Raw genomic sequence first — 26,047 nt, forward strand, 5'->3', positions numbered from 1 at the left:
TTAATTTTATAATTAGTACAATTTTTAATGTGTGAATATACAAAAAAATCGTGTTAATAAACTAACCTTATTAAAAGGAATTAGTTATGAAAAATTATTAACTTTATTAGATTCATTTGCTTTAATAGCATCAAGTGCAGCTATAACTGTTGCTTGTAAAACTCCTAGTCAAGAAATAAAAGCAGGTGAATCTGACAAAGCTAAAAAGGGTGAAACTAAGGAAGAAGAAAAATTTGAACCTAAATTTTCAAATGTTGGAAATAAGATTCTAGGTAATTTTGAACCAAACAATAAGAACATAGTATCTCAAGGAGATATTAAAAAAAGAATTAGTTAAAAAACTTACTGTTAATGAATCTGATTTACAAGAATTAAAAGCTGATTCGACAAATGGAATTGGTGCTGGTTCAGTAAGATCTAAAACCTTTGTTGGAACTCTAGAATTTAAATTTGAAATAGAAGAAAATAAATAGAAATATATTAAAGTCTCTAGTGATTATGTTTTTATAAATCCTAGAGATTTTTTATTAGCAGTCCCTATCATATATATTTACTTAATAGTAATTTATTATAATGCTTTAAGCAGACCTCAACTAGAATACACTTGACATTATATATATATATATATATATAGTGTCAAATAAAATGCAGTAAAATTAAAAAACAAATCTTAGTATTAGGTGAATATAAGTAGTATAAGTTATAATAAATACACCTTTATAATAATAAAAACTATTAATATATAGTTTTTTTTAATATAATTAAATAAGTATTATTTATGGCAACATGGCCAAGCGGCTAAGGCGTGGGTCTGCAACACCCTGATCATCGGTTCGAATCCGATTGTTGCCTCCATTTGAAAAATAAAAATAGTCGATAGACTATTTTTTTATTTTATTAAGTTATTAAAATGTATAAATATTAAAATTGCATTTATCTTTTATATTTGAAAATTAAACTGCAAGAAATTATTTTAAAATTATTTAATAAGAATATAGTTAGGAGGTAGTTAATATGATTGATGACAATAAAATATTTGATAATCACATACATTTTAATGATGATTTAAAATACAAAGATGCTAATATAGAACAACTAATTAAAGAAGCACAAAAAGAATATGTTACTGCTTGGTTATGTTCTAGTTTTGATTTAACTTCTTCAAAAAAAGCTATTGAGTTTTCTGAACAATTTGAAAATGTTTTTGCAAGTATTGCTATTCATCCAAATGAAGTACAAAATTTTAACGATTCAGTATTTGATGAATTAGAACAACTAATTACAAATAAAAAAGTAGTTTGCATTGGTGAAACTGGTTTGGATTATTTTTATTCAAAAGAAGATATTAAAAAACAAAAAGAGTTTTTTAAAAAACATATTGATTTAGCAATTAAATATAATAAAGTTTTACAAATGCATATTAGAGATCAAAAAGATCAATTTCAAGCTTATGATGATGTTATAGAAATTATAAAAGATATAAATCAAGTCACAAAAGTCGTACATTGTTTTTCAGCTAATGATGTTTATGCTCAAAAGTTTTTAGATTTAGATTGCTATATTAACATTGGTGGGGCTGTTACTTTTAAAAATGCTAAAGATCTTCAAAAAGCAGTTAAAATTATTCCGCTTGAAAAAATGTTATTAGAAACAGATGCTCCTTACTTAACTCCTGATCCTTACAGAGGACAAGTGAACCATCCTAAATACATTTACTTAACTGCTTTAAAAATAGCTGAATTAAAAAATATCGATGTTAAAGAAGTAATTAGAATTACAACTCAAAATAGTAAAAAAATTTTTAATTTAAATTAATATAGTTTTTAATTAGTATTTGTTAATTTATCATATATAAAATATGTCTAAAATTTTATTTACATACACATTGTTAATAATATTTTCGTAGTACACTCTTTAAATAGATGAAGTGTACTTTTTTATTTAGTTAAATCTTTTTAATTAGTTAGAAAGGATTTAAAAATTTTTAATTTTTTACAAATTTTATTGGAATAAAAGCTAAATAATAATATAACGAATTTTTTAAGACTCTAATAATTTATTAGATATTTTAAAAATGTTCTTAAGGAGAAGTTATGAAAAACAACTATAAGTCATTAGTTATTGTAGGAAATCAATGAGGAGATAAAGGTAAAGGAAAGATTACAGATTATTTTAGCCAAAAAGCAGATGCTGTTGTAAGATTTGCTGGTGGAGATAATGCTGGACATATGATTGAGTTTAATAATAAAAAACATAAAGTAACAATTAAAACTCTAATTATTTTTTTGTTTATCAAATTGATTGATCTTTTCAGCAATTTGTTTAGCACATTGGATTGGATCATCATTATTAGCATCAATAACTCAAAATGGAACAATCTCTTTATATGCTTCATATCATAAATCATATGAACTTGCTAAGTTATATAAAATTCTTTATTAGTAGAAAATTCAGGAACACGTCCACGCTTAACAACGCGTTTAATTGCTTTTTTAGGACTAACTCTTAAATAAATAGCAATATCAAAGTTTTTGTTATGAAAATCTTTATCAAATAAATTAGGTAATACACAAGTCATAAAATAATCTTTAAAAACTTCATAATCAACATCGTTTAAACGCCCATATGAATGATCTGTTTGAGCAAATACCATAGAATCTAATACACTTCTATCATAAATTACATAATCATTATTTGCATAATCTTTAAAAGACCTCATTCTATCAGCCAACATTCATAAATCTAATTTATAATTTAAGTCTTGAAGATTAGGACTGTTATCATTATATGCTTGTTCATAATAAGGACATTCTAAACTTGTTTCTGCAACATAAACATAAGATTCATTTAATAGCTTTTTTAGATTTTTAAGTAATGTAGTTTTTCCGGCTCCAGTTGTACCAAAAATGGTTATCCTTATAATGCCTCCAGTATTGTAAATTACTAAAATTTTAACAAATAGAATTTTATATTTTAATATTTTGAATTAAGAATAATTATTTGAATAATTCTAATATTAGAGAAAAATTTTAAAATATTTGATAAAAAAATTTCAATGATTTTTTATTTTTTAGTGTTTTAAATTAAAGAAGTTAATTAAAAATTAAACTTCTTAATAAATAAACTGAAATTTTAGTTAAAAAACGAAAAATCATATATTTTTATTTTTATTTATTTATAATTTTTATAAATAAGATAAATAAATTAATTATTTAGCTTTTTTAATTTAAATAAATTGGAAGGATTTTTATGAACAACACACTATTAAGATATGCTTTTTTTGCATTCAATATTACTTTTAAAAAGAAAAGTTCTATTTTTATGCCAGGAGTTATAACTGTAATTTCATTTATTATAGGTTTAGTTTTTAAATTTGTTGTTAGTGATAAATATTTAGAATTATCAGGTTTTTTATATACAATCGCTCTAATTTTAACAACTGTTGTATTTAGTTCTATTAAATCTTTAAATATTTTTAAAGATTTAGAAAACGAAGGAATTGAGATTATTACTTTATCAAAACCTATTTCAAGAAAAAATATTGTTTTAGGAAAACTAGCTAGTTTAACTTTCTTTGGATTATTATGATCTTTTGTGTTATTTATTTGCGGATTAATTTCTTTATATGCAATTCACTCATTTAAAGATTTGATCTTATATTCACTATTATTAATGTTTGTTTCATTAGTAACTTATTTAATGGTTGGATTATTAGTTGCTTTATTATCTAATAAATTAAATCAAAAAATATCAATGACAGTTCCATTAATTCTTTTTGTACCTTTAATATTAACTGGATCTATAATTTCAGCTAATGTATCAAGTAATGTTAATATTGCTAGTTCTTATATTAATAGAAAATTCCCATACCATCATTCTGGAAATGAATTAAATGTTGAGCCATTTTATTTAAATAATGATAAAGATGAACTATTATTAATTTCTAATGGACCAGAATATAAAGGTTTTGGTGATGAACAAGAAGAATATTTAACATCAGTTGTCAAATATTCTAATAATTCATCAAATAGCTGACAAATTTATTCATTAATTTCAGTGCCATATCAATTAGTTAATATTTTTAATATTAGAAATAAGAATATTTTTAGTCCTATTAACAATAATGCATCTAACTTGTCAGATTATGTTTATTACAACAACCTAGATGATATCTCATATAAATATAAACTAGAAAAAAAAGCAAAACAAAAAAAATATTTAGTTATTGATGAAAATAAAGAAAAACAAAAATATATTGTTCCAGGATTATTAAAAGCTAACTCAGTAATTAAGACAGATAGTGTTAATAGAGATATTATTTATGCTCGTGAGGGTGCAGATACTAATAAAACAGACTTTCCAGAAGATGAACAACAATTTTCAAATGATAATAGTTTAGCTGGAAGAATAAAATGAGAATTTGTTCATCAAGCATTAAAGGATAAAAAATTTAATGAAATTGCTAAAAAATTTGTTAACAATTCAATTAATAAAAACTTAAAAAATGATTTAATTGAAAATCATTACAAAATAATTGAAAGTATTTCAAAATATGTAAACAATAAACAAAGTGATATTAATACATACAACAATCATAATGTAACTATTTTTAATCCAAGAGCAATTAAAGAACAAATTTTACAAACTGAAATTGAAAGAAAAATTTATCTTGTTGTTAGTTTATTAAATTATATTTACTTTAATTACCAAGATACAGTTTTATTTGATTCACTTATTAAAAATCCTGACAATAAAGGATTTGGTAATTTCCAAGTAAATATAAAAATAAATGAATTTAATTACAAAATAGGTGGATATGAAAAGTATGAACCAACTATATTTGTTAAAGATAAAAATTCAATTAATAGTGTTACAAACAAAAAAGAATACAATGTTAAAAAAAGATTTAAACTAAGAAAAAGTAAAGATAACTTTTTATTTCAATCTAATGATGAGTTATTCTCAATAGTTAGATCAAAAAGGGTTGTAAATAATAACATTTTAGTTTTTGTATGAATATTAATAATTATTGGTTTATTTGGAATAGTATTTAAGATTTATCTAAGAAAGGAATATAAATAAGTATGAAAAAAATTTTAGAAATAAGAAATTTAACTAAAATATTTAGCAAAACAAATCGTGGTGTTTTTAATATATCAATGAATTTATTTGATGGTGATTTTCATGCTTTTATTGGTGAAAATGGTGCTGGTAAAACAACAACTATTAAAACCATTATTGGTGCTCATACTGAATACAAAGGTCATATATTAATTAATAACATTAATATTAAAAAAGCAGAAGCTAAATCTTTTGTTGGTTATGTTCCTGAAATTGCACTATTTCCAAAAGAATTAACATCATTTGAATATTTATATAATTTAGCAATTCTATCTAATATTTCAAAAAAAGAAGCTAAACAAAAAATTTATGATTTTTTAAAGATGTTTAATATTTTAAATTTAATGAATGAAAAACCTTATAACTTCTCATCTGGTCAAAAGAAAAAAATTTTATTAATTCAAGCCTTACTTCATGATCCAAAAGTATTAATTTTAGATGAACCAGCAGCTAATTTAGATCCAACCGCTAGATTTGAGCTATTTAACTTTTTACAAAAAATTAATAAAGAAAAAAATATAACTATTTTAATTAGTTCACACATATTATCTGAAATTGATAAATATGTTAATTCAGTTACTTTAATTCATCACGGAAATATTCTTTACTCAGGAATTAAAAACAAAAATTTAGAGAAACTATTTTATGAAAAAGTTATTAATAACTAGCTTGTCGCTATTTATGTTAGCTATACCAGTTACAAGTTGTGTAGTAAAGAATAATAATATAAATCAAATTAAACAAGAAGATAGTGAATTTAAATTATACACTAACAAATCAATAAAAAAGATGTTAGAGGTATATACAAAAAAAGATAAATCTTATGATCTTTATATAGACCAGCAAGAAAATAAGCCATATAGCAAATATGATGAATTAAGATTTGCATTAACTTTTTATCCTATATTTAATTCCATAAATGTAAGACATAATTCTCAATATGAAGGGATTAATTTAACTGCAAAAAGCGTTATTGAAAATACACTTTCAAATGATTGATATTGAGTAATTAATAATATTGATAAATTCCAATATACATTTAATCCTTATGGTGATTATTATAAAAAAATTGACGACATAAAAATAAATGGTATTACCTATAATGATGAATTTCTTTTTAATAAAACAAAAGAACTTTTCAAATCATCAGTTCAAAAAATTAAAAATAAAGCACCAATAGAATTAATAACATTTGATATAAAAGATATAACTGACAAAGATCTTAAAGAATTAAAAACCCAAACAATAAGCGATAAATTAGATTATTCAGATGTAAAATTTGAAGAAAAAAGTATTTATAAAAAAAAGCAAGCATGATACCTAGTGTTTGACAATTATAAGGTACTTAAAATTTGAAAATATGAGTTTAATAATAAAGTTTATTTTAAAATATTACCCGATCTATTAATTTTAAAAAATTCAAATAATATAAAACAGCTAAAGCAACAATTGGAAAACTTAGAAAAAATGATTCATAAAAAAAGAGTTGATGAATTGAACAGAAAAATAAAAATTGAAAAAGAAAATTTTGATCCTGAGGATTATGGTATTGAAAATGATTCTGAATTTTCTATACAACAATATTTAGATAAAAGATACAAAGATAATGATGAATCATTTATGAAATTTCAAGAAACTCACCAATACAATGATATTTTAATGCAATCAATAAATGAAATTAATAAAGAAGTGCTACAAAGAAAGGAAAATACTAAACACGAATTAGATATATTTAGATTTAGTATGAGATACATATATGGATAAAAAGAGAAAAAAAATTATCATTGGATTTTCACTATTCTTAGCAGCCATTCAAATTATCATTCTTCCAGTAGCTTTGTTTTATAGTATGAAGGGTAATTCAAATGAATTGCTTTTAAAAATACCTACTGGTTTTGAAGTTTCAGGAGTTGATTATAATTCTAAAGCAGAAAAAACCAAATCTATAATAAACAATATAAAAAATTTAGTATTTGGTAATAATAAAAATGAAGAACTAATTTTTGTAGAATCTCAAAAAAAAGAAAAAGAATTATTAAAAGAAGCTAAAACATTAAGTGAAAAATATTTACATAGTAAGTCTACTGAAGATTATTCTAATTTAATAAATTTTTTTAATAAAAATTGACTGTTTGCACTCTCAAATATTGAAAAATTTAATTTGAATTTTCATAAATATTGATATTTTGAACAAGATGCAAAATCAGACGCCGAACACACAGCAGATTTTTTAAATAAAGTTAAAAATAAAACACCAAATGAAACAAATTTTTCAATAAAAAGTAAGTATTTTGATCATTTTCAAATCGGTGAAGAATCAAAACATAGTGATAATAACTTTTTATATATAAGACAATCTAAAATTATCTTTAGAATTGTTGTTTCTAAGTTAAAGGAAAACAAACAAAATTATGAATTAAAATTTGATAAGATAATTTTCTTTCCAGATTCTAATACAGAAAGAATTAGTGTCCAAACCATTTCTGATACCATTCATGTTGCTTTGTATCACCACAACGAAGAAGGTTATAAAAAATTTGAAAGAGATATAGTTGGTGAATATGGATTAGCGTGAGATTCTATTTTAACTTTTAAAGGAGAAAAGGAAAATGAAAAATAAAAAATATACATTTTCTTTAATAATATTTTTAGTAATTTTAATCTCTTTTCTTGCAATTTTATTACCATATTTAAAAATTAAACAAACAACTCAAATATCAAATAATCAAATTGTTTTAAAAAAAGAAAAATCTCGATCTCGATGAGATACTTTCACAAAATTTGAATATATAAATTATATTTTAAATACTATTTATCCTACAAAAAATGATGCTAACGCAAAACAAAAATATATTGAAGAACAAAGAAAACTAGATGAAAATAATTATTTTAATACAGCAAAAGAAGCACTATTTTATGTAAATAACATATTTTCTAGTTATCGCCATAATGCAGATTCTGACCCACAAAAAGAACCATATGCATGAAAATATCACAAACAAGTAATACATGATTTATTTTCCAAAAATTGATTATGAACATTATTTAATATTGATAGATTTATATATGCTATATACAATGAAAACGATCATATTCAAAATAATATCACAGGTGATCAAACACAAAAAAATAGTTTAGAATTTGGTGCTTTTAGAAAATTGAAATCAAATGAGTTTTCACAATATACAATCCAAGAAGATTCAGATAATAAAATAGTAGTACACCTTTTAAGTTCAAATAATATTATTTTTAAAGTTAATATTGATAAAGGCACTAAAACTGTAGATGTTTATAATTATATTTATATATATCCTGAACTAGCTAAAAATACAACAGAAAGTAAAAGCTTTGATTTTGATAAATACATTGAAGCTTCTATAATAACATATAAAGATAATCTTAAATCTGATAAAGCAAAATTTGATGAATTATATGGTGGTAAACCTTTAAGTTTAACTGTTGTTGATATTGAATAAAATAATACTAAAAAAAACAAATATTTTGTCCTAGTTTAGTTTTATGATATTAATTATTACTTATTTAATTTGTGATTTACAATAATGTTTTGTGGGTAAATATCTGGGTTGTAATCTTGAATTTTACGTTTTTCAAATAAATTACCATCTTTAACTTCTTGATTAGTTGTTATATGTTTACCATAATCAATATAAACTTGTAATAAATCGTTACCTTCATATGCATATTTTACATCATTTGGGTTTTTTGTGTAATCTAACATTGTATATCCATCTCCACCAATTAATAAGAAATCGTTAGTTACAATTACATATTCTTGTTCTTTATTAATAGGTTTATCATTGATTTTTAAACTAGATTCATCAAGTTCATAAACTCTATTATTACCATCAGCTTTAGTAATATTGATGTTTGCTTTAACGTTAGATGAATATTGAGCATATCCTCCAAAAAATACTTTTGACGCACCATGTTTCACAGCTTCGATTAATGTTGAACCTTTAACTTTAACTGCAGTAATTCTATTTCCAAATGGAGAAACTCCAAGTAGATCAAGTTTTTTAACATCACCAGCAGCTATATCTTGGCGTAAACCTCCACCATTAATTAAACCAATAACGTTATCTTCAGAATAATTAACACTGTCCACTTTATTATTCTTAATAAATTCTCAAGCAATACCATCAGATGCAAATGCTCCTAAATTTGTTTGACTTACTCTTCCCTTTAAAGCAGTAACATCTCCTGAACTAGTTTGTGCTACTACATTATCTGTATGTTTAAATGCAATAGGAGAAGTAAATACAACAACATCATTTTCTTTATTGAATTTTAATTCTAAATTATCAATTAATTCTTTAATTTCAGTAATTGTATTATTTTTACCACCTAAAAGTTCAGTATATTCAATAGTTCTTAGTTCTTGTTTTATATCAACTATTTTTTGTTTTTTAGCATCAACAACAATATCTAATTCACTTAAATATTTAGTATAAGCTTCTGCTTGTGTTAGATAAGTTTTTTTAGCGATTTTACCATATTCTTCATGAGGAACTAAAGTATGAGAGTGACCGTCTAAAATAAGATCAACTTCGTTTGTTTTTGTAGCGAATTCTCTTGCATCTCATCTAGTGTCAGGTCTTTTAACTCCTAAGTGAGTAATTGCAACAATAAAGTTAACTCCTTGTTGTTTTAATTCACTAAATGCTTTATTTCCAGCTGTTACGGGATCTTCAAATCTAACATGAACTGAGTTTTTTGGATTTGAAGTATAAGCAGTATCTGGAGTTGTAATTCCTACAATTCCTGCTTTAATTTTTGGAGATATTTCTTTAACAATATATGGAGTAAAGACTTTTTCTCCCTCTTTAGCTAACTCTCCAGTTTTTGTTTTTACGTTTTCTTTAACTGCTCTTTTATTTCAAAATACACTAGCTGATAAAAATGGCATACCTTTTGTTGCATTTTCAATATCAAACATATGTGGTAATCCTCAATCGAATTCATGATTTCCGATTGCAACTGCATCATATTTCATTTTATGAGCAACTTTAGAAATTGTCATTCCTTTATCTGAATCAGATAGAGGTAATCCTTGAATTAAATCTCCAGCTGATAATAATAAATCTCGGTCAAAGTTTTTGTTTAAAATTTCAGCTAATCCTTGCATACCTGAATAATTATTAAGCTTAGATTCATCATATTTTAAACGCCCGTGTTCGTCATTAGTGTGAACAATTTTTAATAATTGCTGATTAGAATTTGACTGGCTTTGCTTCAGTTTATTATATTCATCATTAACTTTTTTTCTTAATTCTTGTAAAACTGGAGTTTTTGATTTAACTCAAGCTTGTCTTTCAATTTTTAATTGTTGTAATTTAGTAGCATCTTTTTCATTTTCAATTGCTTGTTTTTTAGCTTTTAGAATTTGAATATTTTTTTCAATTTCACTATTGAAATTATTGTAAACATTTTGATAACGAGTTTTAGCAATTTCTGGAGTAATCCTACAAGCAACAACTGTTGAAATTGGTAGAGCTGTTACTAATAAACTTGTCATTCCTAATAAAACTTTGTGTGTACTTTTCATCCATTACACTCCTTTCTTAATGCTTCAATATTATTTAAAACTTTCCCAAAAAATTAACTATATAAGACCTTGTTTATTATCTCTTCATTCTTTTTAGCAACTCTTGTTAAGTATCAAATATCAGGTTTATCTGGTATTTGAACTTTTTTATATTGTTTAAAAATTTTTCATTATTTCTCTATATGTTGTAGTTTTAAATAAACCTGCATCTTCAAATTTATTTTTAATTCTATAACCAATAATTAATGTAATCATATTGATAAATTCATCTGCATAAACACTTAAATCATCATGAACTTTAACTGAATCAAGTTCCAAAGTGTTTTTGTAAAAGTTATTAACAAGTTCAATTTCCCATCTTTGCTTATACATATCAACCTCTCATAAAAATTTTTAAATTTTTTACAAACTTTTCAAAAAAAGTTTAAATTATCATTTTCTTACTTTATTAAAGTAAAAAATGATTTTATATGTATTAGTTTTAAAAATCAATAATATGGATAAAATGTTGTTGGATTATTAAACAAAATGGTACCAGACCAATTATAAGACCACAGATCTGTGGTCTTATAATTGAACAGGAGGTCTAATGTTTGTTATCCAAGAAAATAAAAAGTTTAATGAAAAAAAGAAACTTATAATAGATACTTTTGAAAAAGAGCCTAACAGAAAGTTGTTATCAATCGCTATACAGTTTCAAAAATCACTTTCTACTGTAAAAAAATATAAAAGTGAATATATTAAATGAAAGAACAAGGAAGCAGAGCTAATTCTTTCACATAAAAACACTAATAATAAAAATGCTCAAAAATATAGTGATGAGATAATACATAATTTAGGTGAAAAATACCAAGAACAAGTAAAAATAACTGGTGGAGATGTAAATAATGCTAGTTGTTCTTATTTAACTTTAGAAAACTATCACAGCACTCTTATGTCAACTAACACTAAAAATAAAATTTCTTATTCAACTTTAAATAGGAGACTAATACAACAAGGTTATGCAAGCCCTTATTGCAAACGTAAAACCAAAAAAGAAGTTAAAAAAATAAGAAGACAACAAGAAGAAGGAAAATTAATTAGGTATAGCAATGAGCTAGTTTTTTATGTGCCTAAAAACGTAGAAAAACACAGACTAGCAGTAGCAAACAATTATAAATTTGGACAGGTAATAGAAGTAGATGGATGTACTCATTATTATTTTCAAAATAACACAATAGCAACATGTGTTATGGCTGTTGATGTTGGAACTAATCAAATACTTGATATGTGTTTTGAAGAATACGAAGAATCTTTAAATTCTTATCAAAAAATTTTTGAAACAATATTTAGAACTTATGGCTATCCTCAAAGAATTATTACTGATAATAGAGCTAATTTTAAAAAAGATGAAAGAAATAACGCTAGAACGCGTTTAGAGCTTGAAAATAGGGGTATAGAGGTGATTTCTTCATCTAATGCTAATGCAAAACCACATGTTGAAAGAATGTGAGATACAGTCCAAAAAAATGCACCTTTCTTCTTTAAACAAAATGATATAAAAACAATTGAACAAGCAAATCAAATAAAACACAAATTAATAGATTTTGTTAATAGTAAATGTAAAAAAAGAAAAAGAGATAATGCATTTAGACAACTAGGTGAAAATGAAGTTGAAAAATTCTTTGACCTACCTATACCTAGAAAATTTGCAAATGGTGTAGCAGAGTATAAAACTAAAATTTATGCTCCATACGATGAATTTGGTAAACGTTTTAGATTTTATAAAAAAGAAAATATTCAACTTGTAATTGGTTCAGATGAACAACTTTACTTTAGAACAGATACTAAACGCTATATTGCAAAGCCATTAGAAATTGGTTCAACTGATTGAGTTGAAGTTGATTTTGTTAGAAGAAAACAATTAGATGAAAGTAGAAAAGAAGATTTAAAAATACTAACAATGATAAACCAAACAAGAAGAATTCATAGTGGATTAGACAAAACACTCTTATACATAAAAAAATACCCCAATGGATTACCTAGTGAGTTAGTTGACGAGATCTCAGGAATCGTATTGAGGGTTAAAAGTGATTGTTCAAGGTTTTCCCATGAACTCAAAGATAAATTAGGCTTGTTAGAATAGATCTATTATTCTCTAATTTCTTTGATAATATAATTATAACTTATAGTACCATTTTGTATAATAACCCACGAAAAACAATAGAAGACAAAAGAAAAAGTCCTAAATGGACTTTGAACTTATTTAACAGTTAAATTTTAATATAATATCCCTCATATTCATAAGATTTAACTATACCTTTTATAAAAGTTTTTCTGTCGTTAATTTTATCTGTTAAATGTTTTTTTAATAGTTCTTTTAATTCGGCTGGATTAACAGTTGATCTAACCATAGCTGAAAGATAGCTATATTTATCAATAAATTCTCAATTAACTACTAAATTTAATCTTGTTTTTAGTATTAAATCTAGTCAAATTCTAGTTGATCTACCATTACCCTCTCTAAATGGGTGACAAATATTCATTTCAACATATTTGTTAATAATCTCATCAAAAGTATTTTCAGGTAATTTATCTATTTTTTTTAAATTATCATCTAAAAATAATAAAGGGGCAAACATAAAATCACCTTTTGAAATGTTAACTTTTCTTATTTCTCCAGCAAAATCAAATACATCTTGAAAAATATATTTATGAATTTGTTGTAAACCTTTTCATGTTCCAACTTCAAAAGTGTTGATAATACCTCTATCTCATAATTCTTCGCAACGCTTTTTAGAAAGTTCAATTTCATATTCTTCTTCAACAAAATTTGGCTTCATAATAAATCTCTTTCTAAAACAAATATCTCATAAATAAATTATATAACCTACATAAGAATAAATTATTCTTTTATATTTCTAAACAATTAATTTTATAGTATTTCTTATATTTTTTTTATTAATTATATTCATTAATTGTATTCATTAATTATATTCATTAATTGTATTCATTAATTATATTCATTAATTGTATTCTTTAATTGTATTCTTTAATTAGAAACTTAAAAAAATCTCTTATTTTTATTATTTTTGTAAAAATTTGTTGAAAAACAAATCTTTAAAAACCTAGTGTCGTTTAAAATCATAAAAAATTTTACTTAAAAATGATATTTTTATAGTTATTTAACAAATTTAACTACGCAAAAAAGGTTTAGGATAAAAATCCTAAACTTTTTATCTATATTTTCTTTTAAAAATAATGATTAGAGTATTTGAATAAATTCAAATTAGAAACCTACAAAATTTAAGAATAATTTTTACTGATTTTTTTAATTTTTATATCTTTTATCCGCTGTTAATTGTTTGTTTTCTAATATTATCAAATATGCATTAGAGGCACTTATTTCATTATTTTTAAATTTTAATTTATATAATTTTTAAACATTCTAATTCTTCTTCAGTAAACTCAAAAATATGTTCATCTTGTAAATTAGAATCATCAAAATTAAAAAACTTTTCTAAGTAAAAAGCGTAGTCAAGTTCTTCTACTATTGGTTCTGTTCTTTTTTGATAATTAAATAAATCTTTATTAGTTGTTCATAACTTAGTTTTTTGTTTTATTTGATTAATTTTATTATCTTCTTGACCTTTTTCTTTTTTATAAACTTTTTTAACTCAATTTTCTGTTCTATTTCAAGTTTTATCAATAACCTGCTTAATTTTTTCTATATTTTGTTTTAATTTTTCTTTTCCCTTTTCAATATAGTAAAAAACATTAATTTTTAATAAAAATAGGTAAGCTTTAACAATTCCAATGTTTTTAGATCTTTGACTGCCTTTAGTTCTTAAAAAACAATTAAATTTCTTATTATTTATAAATAGTGGTAATGCAATTAAGACAACTTGTTTAGATTTATCTTCATCATAAACAAAATTTTTTGGTATAAAAATTCTAGTATCATTTTGAACATTAGTAATTCAAATACCTGTATTTTTTGATGATTCAAGTGTATATTTTCTTGGAATTACGATTGCTTTTACTAAAAAACCACTATTTGTTGCTTGATTTAAATAATTATTAGTTAAGTAATTTGCAGTTTGATTTATTTTTTTATTTTTAAAAGCATTATTAATTTCATAAATTATTTCTTTTTGGATACTAATCTTATTATCCATATTTTGCTCCTTGAAGTAAAAAATATTTCAGTTATTTTCACATCCAATAGGCATAATACTTAGTTTTTATATAAACGACAAAAAACTATCAAGTATTTTAACCCGATAGTTGTCATATTTATTTTAGTTTGTCTTTCTCAACTTATATACTATCATAAAACTTTAAAATATTATGAAATATAATTATAGAAAGTAAAAAGGTCAAAATGTTAAATAAAAATAGAGCGACTTATGAAGATATAAATTTTAAAATAAAAGTAGCAAAATACGCTATTAAAAATAAGACAGTTAACACAATAAAAACATTTGGTGTTAAAAAAAATACTATTAAAGCGTGGATAAAACAATATAAAAATGGCGCTTTTGAAAGAAAACAAATTGATAATAAAGTAAATAAAGAAATAACTAATCAATTAGAAATTATTTATAAAATTCAAAAAGTGCTTTCTGATTTATTGGATATAAATTTATATAAAAAGTTAAATAAGTTAAGAAATAAATATAATATTCCAATTGATATTATTTTGAATTTATTAAGAAGTGTTGGAATAAATATTAGTGAAAAAACCCTATATAGAAGATTTCGTTATTATAAACCAAAATGGATAATTACTAAAAATGATACATGAAGAGTAGAAATAGTTAAAACCATTTGGAATAAACATCAGGATTTTGGTTATAGAAGAGTTTATAAATATTATGAAATAGCAAGAAATGATCCAAACTCAAAGTGATATGGTTTAAAAAAGATAGGTATTAATAAAATTCAAAAAATAATGAGTTTTTTAGGAATACAAGGTTTTGTTAGAAAATCAAATAGAACTATTAATAAACAAAAAACAAAAAAAGTGATGCCATAGAAGATAAAGTCAAAAGAAGATTTCAATCTGTAGAAAATATTTATGGTAAAAATAAAGTTTTTTACACTGATGTTACTTTTCATAGCATTTTTGGTATAAAGTTCTACCAATCAACAATTTTAGAAGCTACAACTAGAAGAATAATTGATGTTAAATTTAGTTTTAAAAATGATACTGAATTAATTATGAGAAATATGAAAGGCTTTAAAAGACAACTTATTAAAGACAATTTATGAAAAGACAACCTAATTATGCATTCAGATCACGGTTCAGTTTATTTTTCTAAAAAATACCAAAAGTGAGCCTATAAAAATAAAATAACTATAAGTATGGGAAGAACTTATAGCTGCTCAGATAATGTTATCATAGAGATATTTCATTCATTGATTAAAAAATGAAAATATAAACTTAGAAAAAAATTTACATCATTTAAAAATTACTTACAAAAATTAATATATTGATGTTCTGAATACAATTATTTAAAAACACAAACTAAGTCAAATTTTTACTATCAACCTCTCATAAAAATTTTTAAATTTTTTACAAACTTTTCAAAAAAAGTTTAAATTATCATTTTCTTACTTTATTAAATTAAAAAATTATTTTATATGTATTAGTTGTAAAAATCAATAATATGGATAAAATGTTATAAAAAATATCATTTTATTGTTTTTTCTATGCTCAAAAATTAAAAAATTGATAATTTGTTTGAAATTTTATTAATTTTTATGTTAAATAATATTAGATTATTTGTCTTTTACAAAGTATATTAATTTTTTCTCAAAAACCTATGGCAGTGTTTTTTGTTCTCCATTTGAACCACCAGCTTCACCTTTTTGAGCTTGATCGGCTTGTCCACCTGAGTTAGGTGCTTTTCCATCTTTTTGAGCTTGATCGGCTTGTCCACCTGAGTTAGGTGCTTTTCCATCTTTTTGAGCTTGATCGGCTTGTCCACCTGAGTTAGGTGCTTTTCCATCTTTTTGAGCTTGATCAGCCTGTTCACCTTCTGCTCTATCTATTTTATCATTAGTTGGCGCGTTACCACATGCAACCGCAACAGCTCCCCCACTAGCAACTACTGATATTGAACCTAGTAATGTTAATAATTTTTTCATATAATGTCCTTTACAATTGGTTGTTTATCTTTTGATAAGACAGATTATATATATATATATATATATATATATATATAATGTCAAGTGTATTCTAGTTGAGGCCTGCTTAAAGCACCATGAAAAATTACTATCAAGCAATATATTAAAAAATTCCCAATTTTGGACACTATATTTTTAAAATAGACTTCATTTCTTTAATATATTTTAATGTTTCAACATCATCTCATTTTTCTCTTTTTCTAGACTTTCTCTTCTTGATTATTTTCGATAAATATCTAAAAGTTTCATTAATTGTTCTATTGTCAAGAACGCCACTATTTAAGAGGTGGTTTTTTATTCTGCAAAGCATAATTGAAGATAAAAAGTTAATAAATTCAGTTGCTAATAATCTATAGTTTCCTTGTACATTTGCTTCGTTTTGTTCAAGCACATTTTTAAACTGTTTAAAAAGCAATTCAATTTCTCATCTCTTTTTATAAAATATGTATTTATATTATTAAAAGTTATTGATTAGTATTTTTGTATTAAAAATCATAAATTAAGAACTTTCCGTTAAAACCACTATAGGAATATATGAAAAATAGCTGAAATGCTATTTTTTTGCCTATTTTGTCAAAATATCGATAAAACCTAGGATTTTTATAGAAAAAAATATATAAAAAAGCAGCTAAAAACTGTAGAAAAAGAACGAAAAATATAATACAATTATAGTGACTAAAGCACTACATAAGGAGAAGGAAAATGCATATACCAAAAGAGATATTAGCTGTCGAAAGACCAAAAAATACAAGAGTAAAGAAAAACGGAAATAGATATGATGTTATTAAAAGAACAAGTGTTTGAAAAAATGGAAAATCTGTTCCTGTAGAACTGGGTAAAATCGGTGAAATAATAAACTTTGAATATGTAGAAACTAAAACAAGTAGACTTAACTTTGCTTTGTGTGACATAAAACAATTCGGAAGAACTGAAATTGCTTATAAATTATCAAAAGATGTATTTGAAGATCTTTGCAAAGTTTATAATCCTTCAGATGCAAAAATAATTTATGCAATAGCAATTATTAGAGCAGCTTATGGAAATATCACTAATCGAGAAATTAATAGAAAATATCAATGTTCATTTTTCTCTGAACAATTTCCAGGTATAGAACTTTCATCTAGTAACATTTCAAGGTTTTTAGAAAAGTTAGGATATAACTACAAATGCATCAAACAATTCATTCAAAATAGAATCGATACTGTTTCTCCTGGATCTACTATTGTAATTGATGGTATGTTAAAAAAAATGTAGTTCTAAAAGTTCTGATTTTACAAAATGATCGTGAAAAGCTAGAACTAAAGGGGTGCAAAACATTTCTGTTCTATATGCTTTTGACCTAAACAAAAAAGAACCCATTGCAAGTAAGGTTTTTCAAGGAAACACACTAGATACAATGGCGTTCAATAGATTTATTGATGAATTTTCACTAAATAATTGCTTAATCATGGGAGATAAAGGAATTCTTTCTAAAGAAAGTTTAGATAAATTAAATACTCAAAAGAAAAATGTTAAAAATCTTTTCCCTATTAAAAGAAACGATAAAAGAATCAAAGCTTTAGAGTTATCTAAATATGAAATGACTTTCAATTCTGATGAGGATATTATTTTATGTAAAAAAGCAAAACTAGATCAAGGCGAATTTTTATATTCATTTAAAAGCACAAATGACTACAGCCAAGAAAGAAGAGTTTATTTAGATAAAGTTAATCGTGAACAAAGTTTTAATAACGAACTTTTACAAGAAAAAGAAAATCTTTTTGGAACAATTACTTTTATTTCCAACGAAGATTTATCTTTAAAACAAATATATGATCTTTACAAAACAAGATGAGAAATTGAAGAATTTTTCAACTTCTATAAAAACATTGTTGAACTGGATTTTGTAAGAGTACAGCAAAACACAAGTGTAATTGCTACTGAATTTATAAACTTAATAAGTTCTATAATCACTTCAAGAATGAAAAAAGAATTTGAAGAAAAAGGCTTAACAGAGAGATTTTCATTTAATCAAATAATGGAAAGATTAAGTTCAGCTAATAAGTATTTAGATGGTACAACTAAAAAATGACACTATACAAGTGAAAAGAAATATACTGACAATATTATTGATATTTTAGACCTATAGTGGTAAAAATGATAAATTTCTTAATAAATATAATTTTTTTTCATATTTTTTAAATTAAATAAAAAAAGCAATAAAATCTAAAACTATAAATATAATTAAAAATTATTATCTTTATTTAAAACTTTAATAGACTTTATTAATTATTTTTTTATGATTATAAATATAAGAGAATAATATGAAAACAATAAGAATTATTGGAGCAGGTCTATCAGGGTGTGAAGCTGCTTATTATTTATTAAAAAAAGGCTATTTTGTTGAATTGTATGAAATTAAAACTATTAAAAAAAATCCAATTCAACATTATGATTATTTTTGTGAATTAGCATATTCAGATTCATTTAGATCAACTGATTTAAACACTAGTGTTGGTACTTTAAAAAAAGAATTAGAATTACTAGATTCACTAATTATAAAAGCAGCAAAATATGCTAGTATAAATCAAAATAATGAACTAATTGTAAATAGAATTGAATTTGGAAATTATATTACTAATTATTTAAAAACTTTTAATAATTTAAAAATTATAAAACAAGAATATTTAAATATCAATTTAAATATTCCAACAATTATAGCAATTGGTCCTATTTCAACACCTGATTTTTTAAATAAATTAGAAAATTTAATTAATAAAAAGAATTTAAAATTATTTGATACTGTAGAACCAACTATTTTAAAACAATCAATAAATATGGATATTTGTTATAGTTTAGATAATAATTTGAACTATTTATATTGTGATTTAAATAAAGAACAATTTGAAAAATTTTACAATGCTTTAATTAGTGCAAAAATTTTTATTTCACCATTAAAAAATGAAATTAAATTACTAGAAAAAAACAATTATTTTAGCGTTGAAAGTTTAGCTAAAAACAAACAAGAATTTATTAATCATTTTAAACCAAAAAATAATAGCGCTTATATTACTATTACATTAAAAAAAGATAGTGTTATTGATAATTTATATACAATAGTTAATTTTCAAACTAATTTAATGTGAAATGAACAATTAAAAGTTTTTAGTTCAATTCCTGGATTAGAAAATTTAAAAATTATGAGATATGGTGTTATGCATAAAAATAATTACATTAACACTAAAAAAATATTAAATTTAGGTGTGCAATTAAAAACACATAAAAATATTTTTTTTGCAGGTCAAATTATTGGAGTTGATGGATATGTTGAATCAGTTTGTTCTGGATTAATTACAGCAATTAATTTAGATAGATATTTAAATAATAAAAAAATGATTTTACCTAATAAAAATTCAACAATAGGTTCACTTTATAATTACTTATTAAAAACTGATACTAATTTTAGTCCAATGAGAATTAATTGAGCTTTAGTTGATATGATTAATGGTTTTGAATTATCTGATAATAGTAAAAAAAATTATTCAAAAAGAGCAATTAAACTAATAAAACGATATTTAAAAAAGCTTAACACTTAAAGTAGTGCTTTAAAAAAATAATTTATATATACTTAATAATCTGATACTTGATACAATAATTAATGTAAAAATAATTTAAATTAAAAAAGAGAGGCTAAGATGTTGTTCTTTTTAACAAATGGTGTTGCTATTTGTGTAATTATTTTTTTATTTGTAATAGCTTATGTAATGGATCCTAAATTTTTAAAAACTATTACAACTATTAAATTAACAATGATGGCAATGCAAGTAGCATTAATTGTTTTACTAACAAATATTATTGGTTATAGTGGTGTATTTGGTGCGCGATTAATGTTTGGTAATTTTGTTTTATTTTTATCTGGTATGTTGTTTGGTCCTATGGGTGGGGCTTTAGTTGGAGCTTTAAGTTATACAGCTGGGATGATTAATCCTAATATATTTATTCATTTTTCATTTATGGCTGCATATATGATTTATGCAATGTTAGGATCATTAGTTTTTATTAGAAAACAAAAATCAAGATTATCATTTATGATTTCAGTTTTTGTTTTACTGTTTATTGCAAGCTTTACTTTAACATTTATTTCTCATCCAGTTGCTATGTTAGCTATTGGTAAAAATTCATATGTTTATGTGACTTTAATCAAGAAATTTATTGTTTTTCCAATTGATGCTGCTATAGAACCAGTTTTAATCATTTCAACTTTTGAAGTTTCTATTTTAGTTTTAAAAAGAGTACCAAATACTTGAAACAGTTTATGATGTACAAGATTTGAAGGTTTAGAATTTTTAATTAAACAAGAAAAAAAATCTAAAAAAGATCAAAAAGCTTTACAAGAATCTAATAAAACTACTGTTATTACTCCAGTTTCTAGTTAGTTTTACTATAAACACTTTAATTAAAAAAAGTTAAAGTGTTTTTTATTTTTAAATATGTCAATTATTAAAAAATGCTAATTAGCAATCTATAAAACTCAGTTTATAATAGTATAAAATAATAAATAGGAGATAAAAAATGTCAAATAACATTAAAGATTTATCACTTGAAGAAATTATTAAAAAAATTAAAGAATATTCGTTATTAAAAGCAAAAGGTTTACTAACAGAAGATAAAATCGAAGAATTTGAATTATTAAAAAAAAGATATTTAGAAATAGTTTTAAATAAAAAATTTTAAATATTAAATTAAATGATTTCTATTAAATAAAAGGAGAAAAATGAAAAACAGTAAAAATGATAATTTAAATGCATTGCGTATATTAGGTGTAAGTGCAATTAATAAAGCAAAGTCTGGTCATCCTGGAATTGTTTTAGGAGCAGCTGGAATTGTTTATGTTTTATTTAACAAAATTATGAATTTTAATCCTAAGAATCCAGAATGATTTAATAGAGATAGATTTATTTTATCTGCTGGTCATGGTAGTGCTTTATTATATTCAGCTTTACATTTATCTGGATATGATTTATCTATTGAAGACTTAAAACAATTTAGACAATGAGATAGTAAGACTCCAGGCCATCCTGAAAAAACTTTAACTAGTGGAGTTGAAGTAACCACTGGGCCACTTGGTCAAGGCGTTGGAATGGCAGTTGGAATGGCCGTTGCTGAAGCTCATTTATCTAGTGTTTATAATAGACCTAATTTTGATTTAATTGATCATTATACTTATGTTTTATGTGGTGATGGTGATTTACAAGAAGGAATTAGTCAAGAAGTAATTTCATTTGCTGGTAAAAACAAATTAAACAAATTAATTTTAATTCATGATTCAAATGATGTGCAATTAGATTCAGATGTGGTTGATGTACAAATTGAAGATATGCACAAACGTTTTAAAGCATGTAATTGAAATACAATTAAAGTTAGTGATGGAGAAGATTTAAACTCTATTTATAATGCTATTAAAAAAGCTCAAGTTTCAGATAAACCAACATATATAGAAGTTAAAACTATTATTGGATTAGGTTCAACTAAACAAGGAACTAAAGACGTTCATGGTGCACCTTTAAATGATGATATAACTAAAGTTAAAGACTATTTTGACTGAAAATATGATGATTTTATTATTCCAAATAGTGTTTACGAACATTGATCAATTAATGCTAAAAACGGTTTATTAAAAGAAGAAAAATGAAATGAATTAAAAGCTAAATATAGCTTAGATTATCCTGAATTAAACCAGTATTTAGATAATGCAATTGATAAAAAAATTACTTTTGATTTTAATAGTTTATTAGAAAATGTTCCAAACAGTGATGAAGCAACAAGACTAAGTTCAGGAAAAATTTTTGAACAAATTGCAAATAAAGAAAAAATGTTAATTGGTGGAAGTGCTGATTTATCAAGTTCAACTAGAATTAAAGGTGCTGATAATCAATTCACTAGCTCTAATAAGACTGGTAGAAATATAATGTATGGAGTTAGAGAATTTGGAATGGGTGCAATTAATAATGGAATTGCAGCTCATAAAGGATTAATTCCAGTTGCTAGTGGATTTTTTGTGTTTGCTGATTATTTAAAACCAGCAATGAGATTAGCTTCTATTATGCAATTGCAACAATTGTATATTTTTACTCATGATTCAATTGCAGTTGGTGAAGATGGACCTACTCATCAGCCAATTGAACAACTAGCAATGCTTAGAACTATTCCAAATCATGTTGTTTTAAGACCCGCAGATTTTAGTGAGACTGTTGCTTGTTATAAAATTGCTTTAACAAAACTTGATAAGACTCCAACTTCAATTGTTTTAACTAGACAAAATGTTAAACAATTAAATCATGATGATGTTTTAAATAAAGTTGAATATGGAGCTTATATAATTAGTGATCAAGCTGATGCAACTATTACTTTAATAGCTAGTGGTAGTGAAGTTAGTTTAGCAATTGATATAAAAGAAGAATTATTAAAACACAACCTAAAAGCAAAAGTAGTTTCAATGGTTTCAACTAATTTATTTGATAAGCAAGATAAAAAATATCAAGATCAAATCATAGATAAAAAAACAAAAAGAATTGCAATTGAAATGGGAGCAAGTGCGATTTGATATAAATATGTTGGTGATGATGGTTTAGTTTATGGAATTGATCGCTTTGGTGAATCAGCTCCAGCTAATAATGTAATTAAAGAGTTTGGATTTACTAAAGAAAATATTATAAATAAAATATTAGAGAACTTAAATAAATAGAAAAGAGAAATTTTAATGTTATTAACAAAAACTTTTTCAAATGGTGAGTTAGCTGGAATGCTAATTGGTGTAATTATTCTAGCAATTATTATTGGATTAATTTTAGGGTTTGTAATTACTAGATATATGGTTAAAAAACAATTAAAAGAAAACCCACCAATTACTGAAAAACAAATTAGAGCTATGTATATGAGCATGGGAAGAAAACCATCTGAAGCTGATATTAAAAAAACAATGAATGCTATTAAAAAAGCAAAATAAAACAAGTATTTTATTACTTGTTTTTTTATTAGTGAAATTATATTATGAAATTAAGGATATATTATGACAATTTTTAATAAATTATTTGATTGGCAAAAAGAATTGATTATTAAAAATAAACACAAAAATCAGTTAGGATTGTTTTTAGATATGGGTAGTGGAAAAACAATTTTAAGTTTAGGTTTTTGTGAAATTAATCAAGTTGATGCAATTATTGTAATTGCTAGTAGAAGTAAAACTTTAGAAACTGCTGATCAAGACGCTAGTTTTACAAATTATTTACAAAATGATTTAAAATTTAAAGTTTATTTAAAAACTAACTTAAAAAATGCCAGTTTTAATAATAATCAAAAAGAAGCGATTATCATTAATTATCATTCATTTTTATTAAATATTAATAAAGAAAACTTTTTTAGCTATTTATCTGAATTTGTTAATGTACATAAAAATCAAAAAATAGCTATTATTCTTGATGAAAGTCAAAATATTAAAAATTCAAGAGCTTTAATTTCAATTGGTATTAAAAATTTTATTGATTTAGTTCAAAAACAAGCTTTTAACACTTATTTATACTTATTAAGTGGAACTCCACAAACTACTGGAGCTATTGATATGTTTAATCAGTTGAAGTTTTTAGGTTTAAAAATGAGTAGATATCATTTTGAAAATCAATTTTGTATTAAAACTCAATTTAATAACGCTTATCGTAAAGTTTATAAAATTAATGGTTATAAAAATATAAAACAATTAGAACAATTAATTAATCAATTTGCCTTAACTACTAAAAATATTCCAACAATATATTTACCAAAACAACATTTTATTGGTATAAAACTACCAATTAGTAATGAATTTGAACTATTTACAAATAAAAAAGTAACAGAATATGATTTATTAAACTTTTGTAATAAAAATAATATTAAATCAGACTATAAGCCAAGAGAATTAAATCTTATTAAAAACCCATATTATAAAAATTTAAGCTATCCTGATGATAAATGAATAGCTAGTGATGATGCATCTTTATGATTAAGAACTAGACAAATTTCAATTGGATTTCAAGGTAATAGTAAAGATTATTATTGATTTGATTATTCAAGATTAAATAAATTAGAACAACTTTTAATCGATAAAAGTGATAATTACATTATTTTTTATAATTACGATCCTGAGTTTGATGAAATTTATAAGATTTGTAAAAAACTAGATTATAAAATTGATATTTGAAATGGTAATAAAAAAGATATTACTAATTATTTAGAATATTTAAATTTAGATAAAAAAGATAAAGCTAATAGTAAAAAACGTGTAATTATTGCAAATTATTCTTCTGGATCAACAGGAAATAATTGACAAGAATATGATAAAACTATTTTATTTTCTCTAGCAACTTATGGTTATCATGCTCAAGCTTTAAAAAGAAATCACCGCATTGGATCTAAAAACACAATCACTTATTATATATTTTTACAAGATAATTATTTAGAAAAATCAATGTTAGATTCTATAAAAAAGCGTCAAAACTATAATAAAGAAATTTTTATAAAAAACATTAAAGAATTTAGTGAACCAACAACTAAATATAAAAATAGAACCTTTGATTTTTAATTTTTTTTATGATATATTAAATATTTATAGTATTTTATTTATTAAATGAAAATAGAAACATTAAAATAAGAACTAAATTAATAGAAAATTAAAATAAGTAATGAAAAGAACTAAATTAATATCAATTTTAACTTGCTTAACTGCTTTAACAAGTAGTATTGTTGTAGTTTCATGTACAAATGATAATAAAACCACTATTTTACATAACAAACAAACAGATATTAAAAACTTAGAGTTAAATACTAATTTGTATGAATTAACAGATAATAACCCAGAAGCTATTATTAAAACTTTTTTAGATTTAAATGATAATCAATTAACTAATTTAAATAAAGATCAATTAGAAGTAAAAATGATCGATAGTTCTAATGCTGTTATTAATATTAAAAATTCTAATCAATTTGTTGGAACTACTAAAGTTAAATTTGAAGTTGAAAAAACTAATGTTAATAAAAATAAATCAGATAGTATAAATTTAAAAGAATCAATATCTGATATTAATTCTACTAATAAATCAAATCCATCATTAATAACACCTATATCAAAAAAAGAACGTGATGAAAAAAAGAAAATACTAACGAATTTATTAAATTAAA

At 23.2% G+C, this 26,047-nt stretch carries 20 protein-coding genes, 1 tRNA gene and 5 pseudogenes; 19 read left to right on the top strand and 7 right to left on the bottom strand.

Annotation, left to right across the window (positions count from 1 at the left end; genetic code table 4):
* Positions 1-31 precede the first annotated feature (31 nt).
* From V2P32_RS03605 to V2P32_RS03620, 4 genes and pseudogenes are all read left to right on the top strand, one after another.
* Entirely contained in the window at positions 32-337 is a 306-nt protein-coding gene (locus V2P32_RS03605) for a hypothetical protein (RefSeq protein WP_434343353.1), read from the top strand.
* A 443-nt stretch (positions 338-780) separates the two neighbouring features.
* Positions 781-855 (top strand) — tRNA-Cys (locus V2P32_RS03610).
* Positions 856-1,014: 159 nt separating this feature from the next.
* Complete coding sequence (locus tag V2P32_RS03615; RefSeq protein ID WP_434343354.1) at positions 1,015-1,815, top strand: TatD family hydrolase; 801 nt, start codon at positions 1,015-1,017, stop codon at positions 1,813-1,815.
* 278 nt (positions 1,816-2,093) lie between these two features.
* Positions 2,094-2,267, top strand: a pseudogene (locus V2P32_RS03620) (adenylosuccinate synthetase); the annotation flags it as partial.
* Positions 2,268-2,273: 6 nt separating this feature from the next.
* On the opposite strand, the pseudogene V2P32_RS03625 reads toward V2P32_RS03620, so the two are convergent.
* A pseudogene (locus V2P32_RS03625) lies at positions 2,274-2,920 on the bottom strand (deoxynucleoside kinase).
* A gap of 329 nt (positions 2,921-3,249) precedes the next feature.
* Between V2P32_RS03625 and V2P32_RS03630 the strand changes: the two are divergent.
* From V2P32_RS03630 to V2P32_RS03650, 5 genes are read left to right on the top strand one after another with little or no spacing between them, the layout of a single operon-like run.
* The gene (locus tag V2P32_RS03630; RefSeq protein WP_434343355.1) at positions 3,250-5,082 is read left to right on the top strand and encodes an ABC transporter permease; all 1,833 of its coding nucleotides are present in this window, start codon (positions 3,250-3,252) and stop codon (positions 5,080-5,082) included.
* A 2-nt stretch (positions 5,083-5,084) separates the two neighbouring features.
* Positions 5,085-5,789 (top strand): ABC transporter ATP-binding protein, encoded by a 705-nt coding sequence (locus V2P32_RS03635; protein ID WP_434343356.1) that lies wholly within the window; start codon positions 5,085-5,087, stop codon positions 5,787-5,789.
* Complete coding sequence (locus V2P32_RS03640) at positions 5,767-6,885, top strand: aromatic motif membrane protein (RefSeq protein ID WP_434343357.1); 1,119 nt, start codon at positions 5,767-5,769, stop codon at positions 6,883-6,885. The genes V2P32_RS03635 and V2P32_RS03640 overlap by 23 nt, the downstream gene beginning before the upstream one ends.
* Positions 6,878-7,741: an aromatic motif membrane protein gene (locus V2P32_RS03645; RefSeq protein WP_434343358.1), complete on the top strand. Its 864-nt coding sequence runs from the start codon at positions 6,878-6,880 to the stop codon at positions 7,739-7,741. Before V2P32_RS03640 ends, V2P32_RS03645 begins: the two co-directional genes overlap by 8 nt.
* Positions 7,731-8,597: an aromatic motif membrane protein gene (locus tag V2P32_RS03650; protein ID WP_434343359.1), complete on the top strand. Its 867-nt coding sequence runs from the start codon at positions 7,731-7,733 to the stop codon at positions 8,595-8,597. Before V2P32_RS03645 ends, V2P32_RS03650 begins: the two co-directional genes overlap by 11 nt.
* A gap of 56 nt (positions 8,598-8,653) precedes the next feature.
* Here the strand turns inward: V2P32_RS03650 and V2P32_RS03655 are convergent, their stop codons facing one another.
* Together V2P32_RS03655 and V2P32_RS03660 are read right to left on the bottom strand one after the other, a co-directional pair.
* Positions 8,654-10,687 (bottom strand): bifunctional metallophosphatase/5'-nucleotidase, encoded by a 2,034-nt coding sequence (locus tag V2P32_RS03655; protein ID WP_434343360.1) that lies wholly within the window; start codon positions 10,685-10,687, stop codon positions 8,654-8,656.
* Between the two features lie 53 nt (positions 10,688-10,740).
* Positions 10,741-11,065: pseudogene (locus tag V2P32_RS03660) on the bottom strand (transposase); the annotation flags it as partial.
* Positions 11,066-11,276: 211 nt separating this feature from the next.
* Between V2P32_RS03660 and V2P32_RS03665 the strand changes: the two are divergent.
* Positions 11,277-12,812 carry a hypothetical protein gene (locus V2P32_RS03665; RefSeq protein WP_434343361.1) on the top strand — a complete coding sequence of 512 codons (1,536 nt, stop codon included), beginning with the start codon at positions 11,277-11,279 and terminating at the stop codon, positions 12,810-12,812.
* A gap of 127 nt (positions 12,813-12,939) precedes the next feature.
* Here the strand turns inward: V2P32_RS03665 and fic are convergent, their stop codons facing one another.
* The gene (gene fic, locus V2P32_RS03670) at positions 12,940-13,509 is read right to left on the bottom strand and encodes a protein adenylyltransferase Fic (protein WP_434324682.1); all 570 of its coding nucleotides are present in this window, start codon (positions 13,507-13,509) and stop codon (positions 12,940-12,942) included.
* 585 nt (positions 13,510-14,094) lie between these two features.
* Positions 14,095-14,844, bottom strand: coding sequence for a hypothetical protein (locus V2P32_RS03675; RefSeq protein ID WP_434343362.1), 750 nt, complete (start codon positions 14,842-14,844; stop codon positions 14,095-14,097).
* A gap of 206 nt (positions 14,845-15,050) precedes the next feature.
* On the opposite strand from V2P32_RS03675, the gene V2P32_RS03680 reads away from it, so the two are divergent.
* Positions 15,051-15,704, top strand: a complete 654-nt coding sequence (locus tag V2P32_RS03680; RefSeq protein WP_434343363.1) for a hypothetical protein — start codon at positions 15,051-15,053, stop codon at positions 15,702-15,704.
* Positions 15,705-16,492: 788 nt separating this feature from the next.
* Here V2P32_RS03680 and V2P32_RS03685 read toward each other — a convergent pair.
* Positions 16,493-16,819: a lipoprotein gene (locus tag V2P32_RS03685; RefSeq protein ID WP_434343364.1), complete on the bottom strand. Its 327-nt coding sequence runs from the start codon at positions 16,817-16,819 to the stop codon at positions 16,493-16,495.
* Positions 16,820-16,985: 166 nt separating this feature from the next.
* Positions 16,986-17,306: pseudogene (locus V2P32_RS03690) on the bottom strand (IS1634 family transposase); the annotation flags it as partial.
* Between the two features lie 254 nt (positions 17,307-17,560).
* On the opposite strand from V2P32_RS03690, the pseudogene V2P32_RS03695 reads away from it, so the two are divergent.
* From V2P32_RS03695 to V2P32_RS03730, 8 genes and pseudogenes are all read left to right on the top strand, one after another.
* Positions 17,561-18,986: pseudogene (locus V2P32_RS03695) on the top strand (transposase).
* A 175-nt stretch (positions 18,987-19,161) separates the two neighbouring features.
* Positions 19,162-20,433: a methylenetetrahydrofolate--tRNA-(uracil(54)-C(5))-methyltransferase (FADH(2)-oxidizing) TrmFO gene (gene trmFO, locus V2P32_RS03700; protein WP_434343365.1), complete on the top strand. Its 1,272-nt coding sequence runs from the start codon at positions 19,162-19,164 to the stop codon at positions 20,431-20,433.
* A 99-nt stretch (positions 20,434-20,532) separates the two neighbouring features.
* Entirely contained in the window at positions 20,533-21,273 is a 741-nt protein-coding gene (locus tag V2P32_RS03705; protein ID WP_434343366.1) for a folate family ECF transporter S component, read from the top strand.
* 136 nt (positions 21,274-21,409) lie between these two features.
* On the top strand, positions 21,410-21,571 hold the full coding sequence (locus tag V2P32_RS03710) for a hypothetical protein (protein WP_013447890.1): 162 nt from the start codon (positions 21,410-21,412) through the stop codon (positions 21,569-21,571).
* 40 nt (positions 21,572-21,611) lie between these two features.
* Positions 21,612-23,582, top strand: a complete 1,971-nt coding sequence (tkt, locus tag V2P32_RS03715) for a transketolase (RefSeq protein ID WP_434343367.1) — start codon at positions 21,612-21,614, stop codon at positions 23,580-23,582.
* 15 nt (positions 23,583-23,597) lie between these two features.
* Complete coding sequence (locus tag V2P32_RS03720; RefSeq protein ID WP_107669565.1) at positions 23,598-23,843, top strand: YneF family protein; 246 nt, start codon at positions 23,598-23,600, stop codon at positions 23,841-23,843.
* A 63-nt stretch (positions 23,844-23,906) separates the two neighbouring features.
* Positions 23,907-25,451, top strand: a complete 1,545-nt coding sequence (locus V2P32_RS03725) for an SNF2-related protein (protein ID WP_434343368.1) — start codon at positions 23,907-23,909, stop codon at positions 25,449-25,451.
* A gap of 100 nt (positions 25,452-25,551) precedes the next feature.
* On the top strand, positions 25,552-26,046 hold the full coding sequence (locus V2P32_RS03730) for a hypothetical protein (protein ID WP_434343369.1): 495 nt from the start codon (positions 25,552-25,554) through the stop codon (positions 26,044-26,046).
* Position 26,047: the final 1 nt, after the last annotated feature.

Source organism: Mycoplasma sp. 06067-C1-B144P-99-0482-3 (assembly GCF_051053925.1).
Lineage (GTDB): Bacteria > Bacillota_I > Bacilli_A > Mycoplasmatales > Mycoplasmataceae > Mycoplasma > Mycoplasma leachii.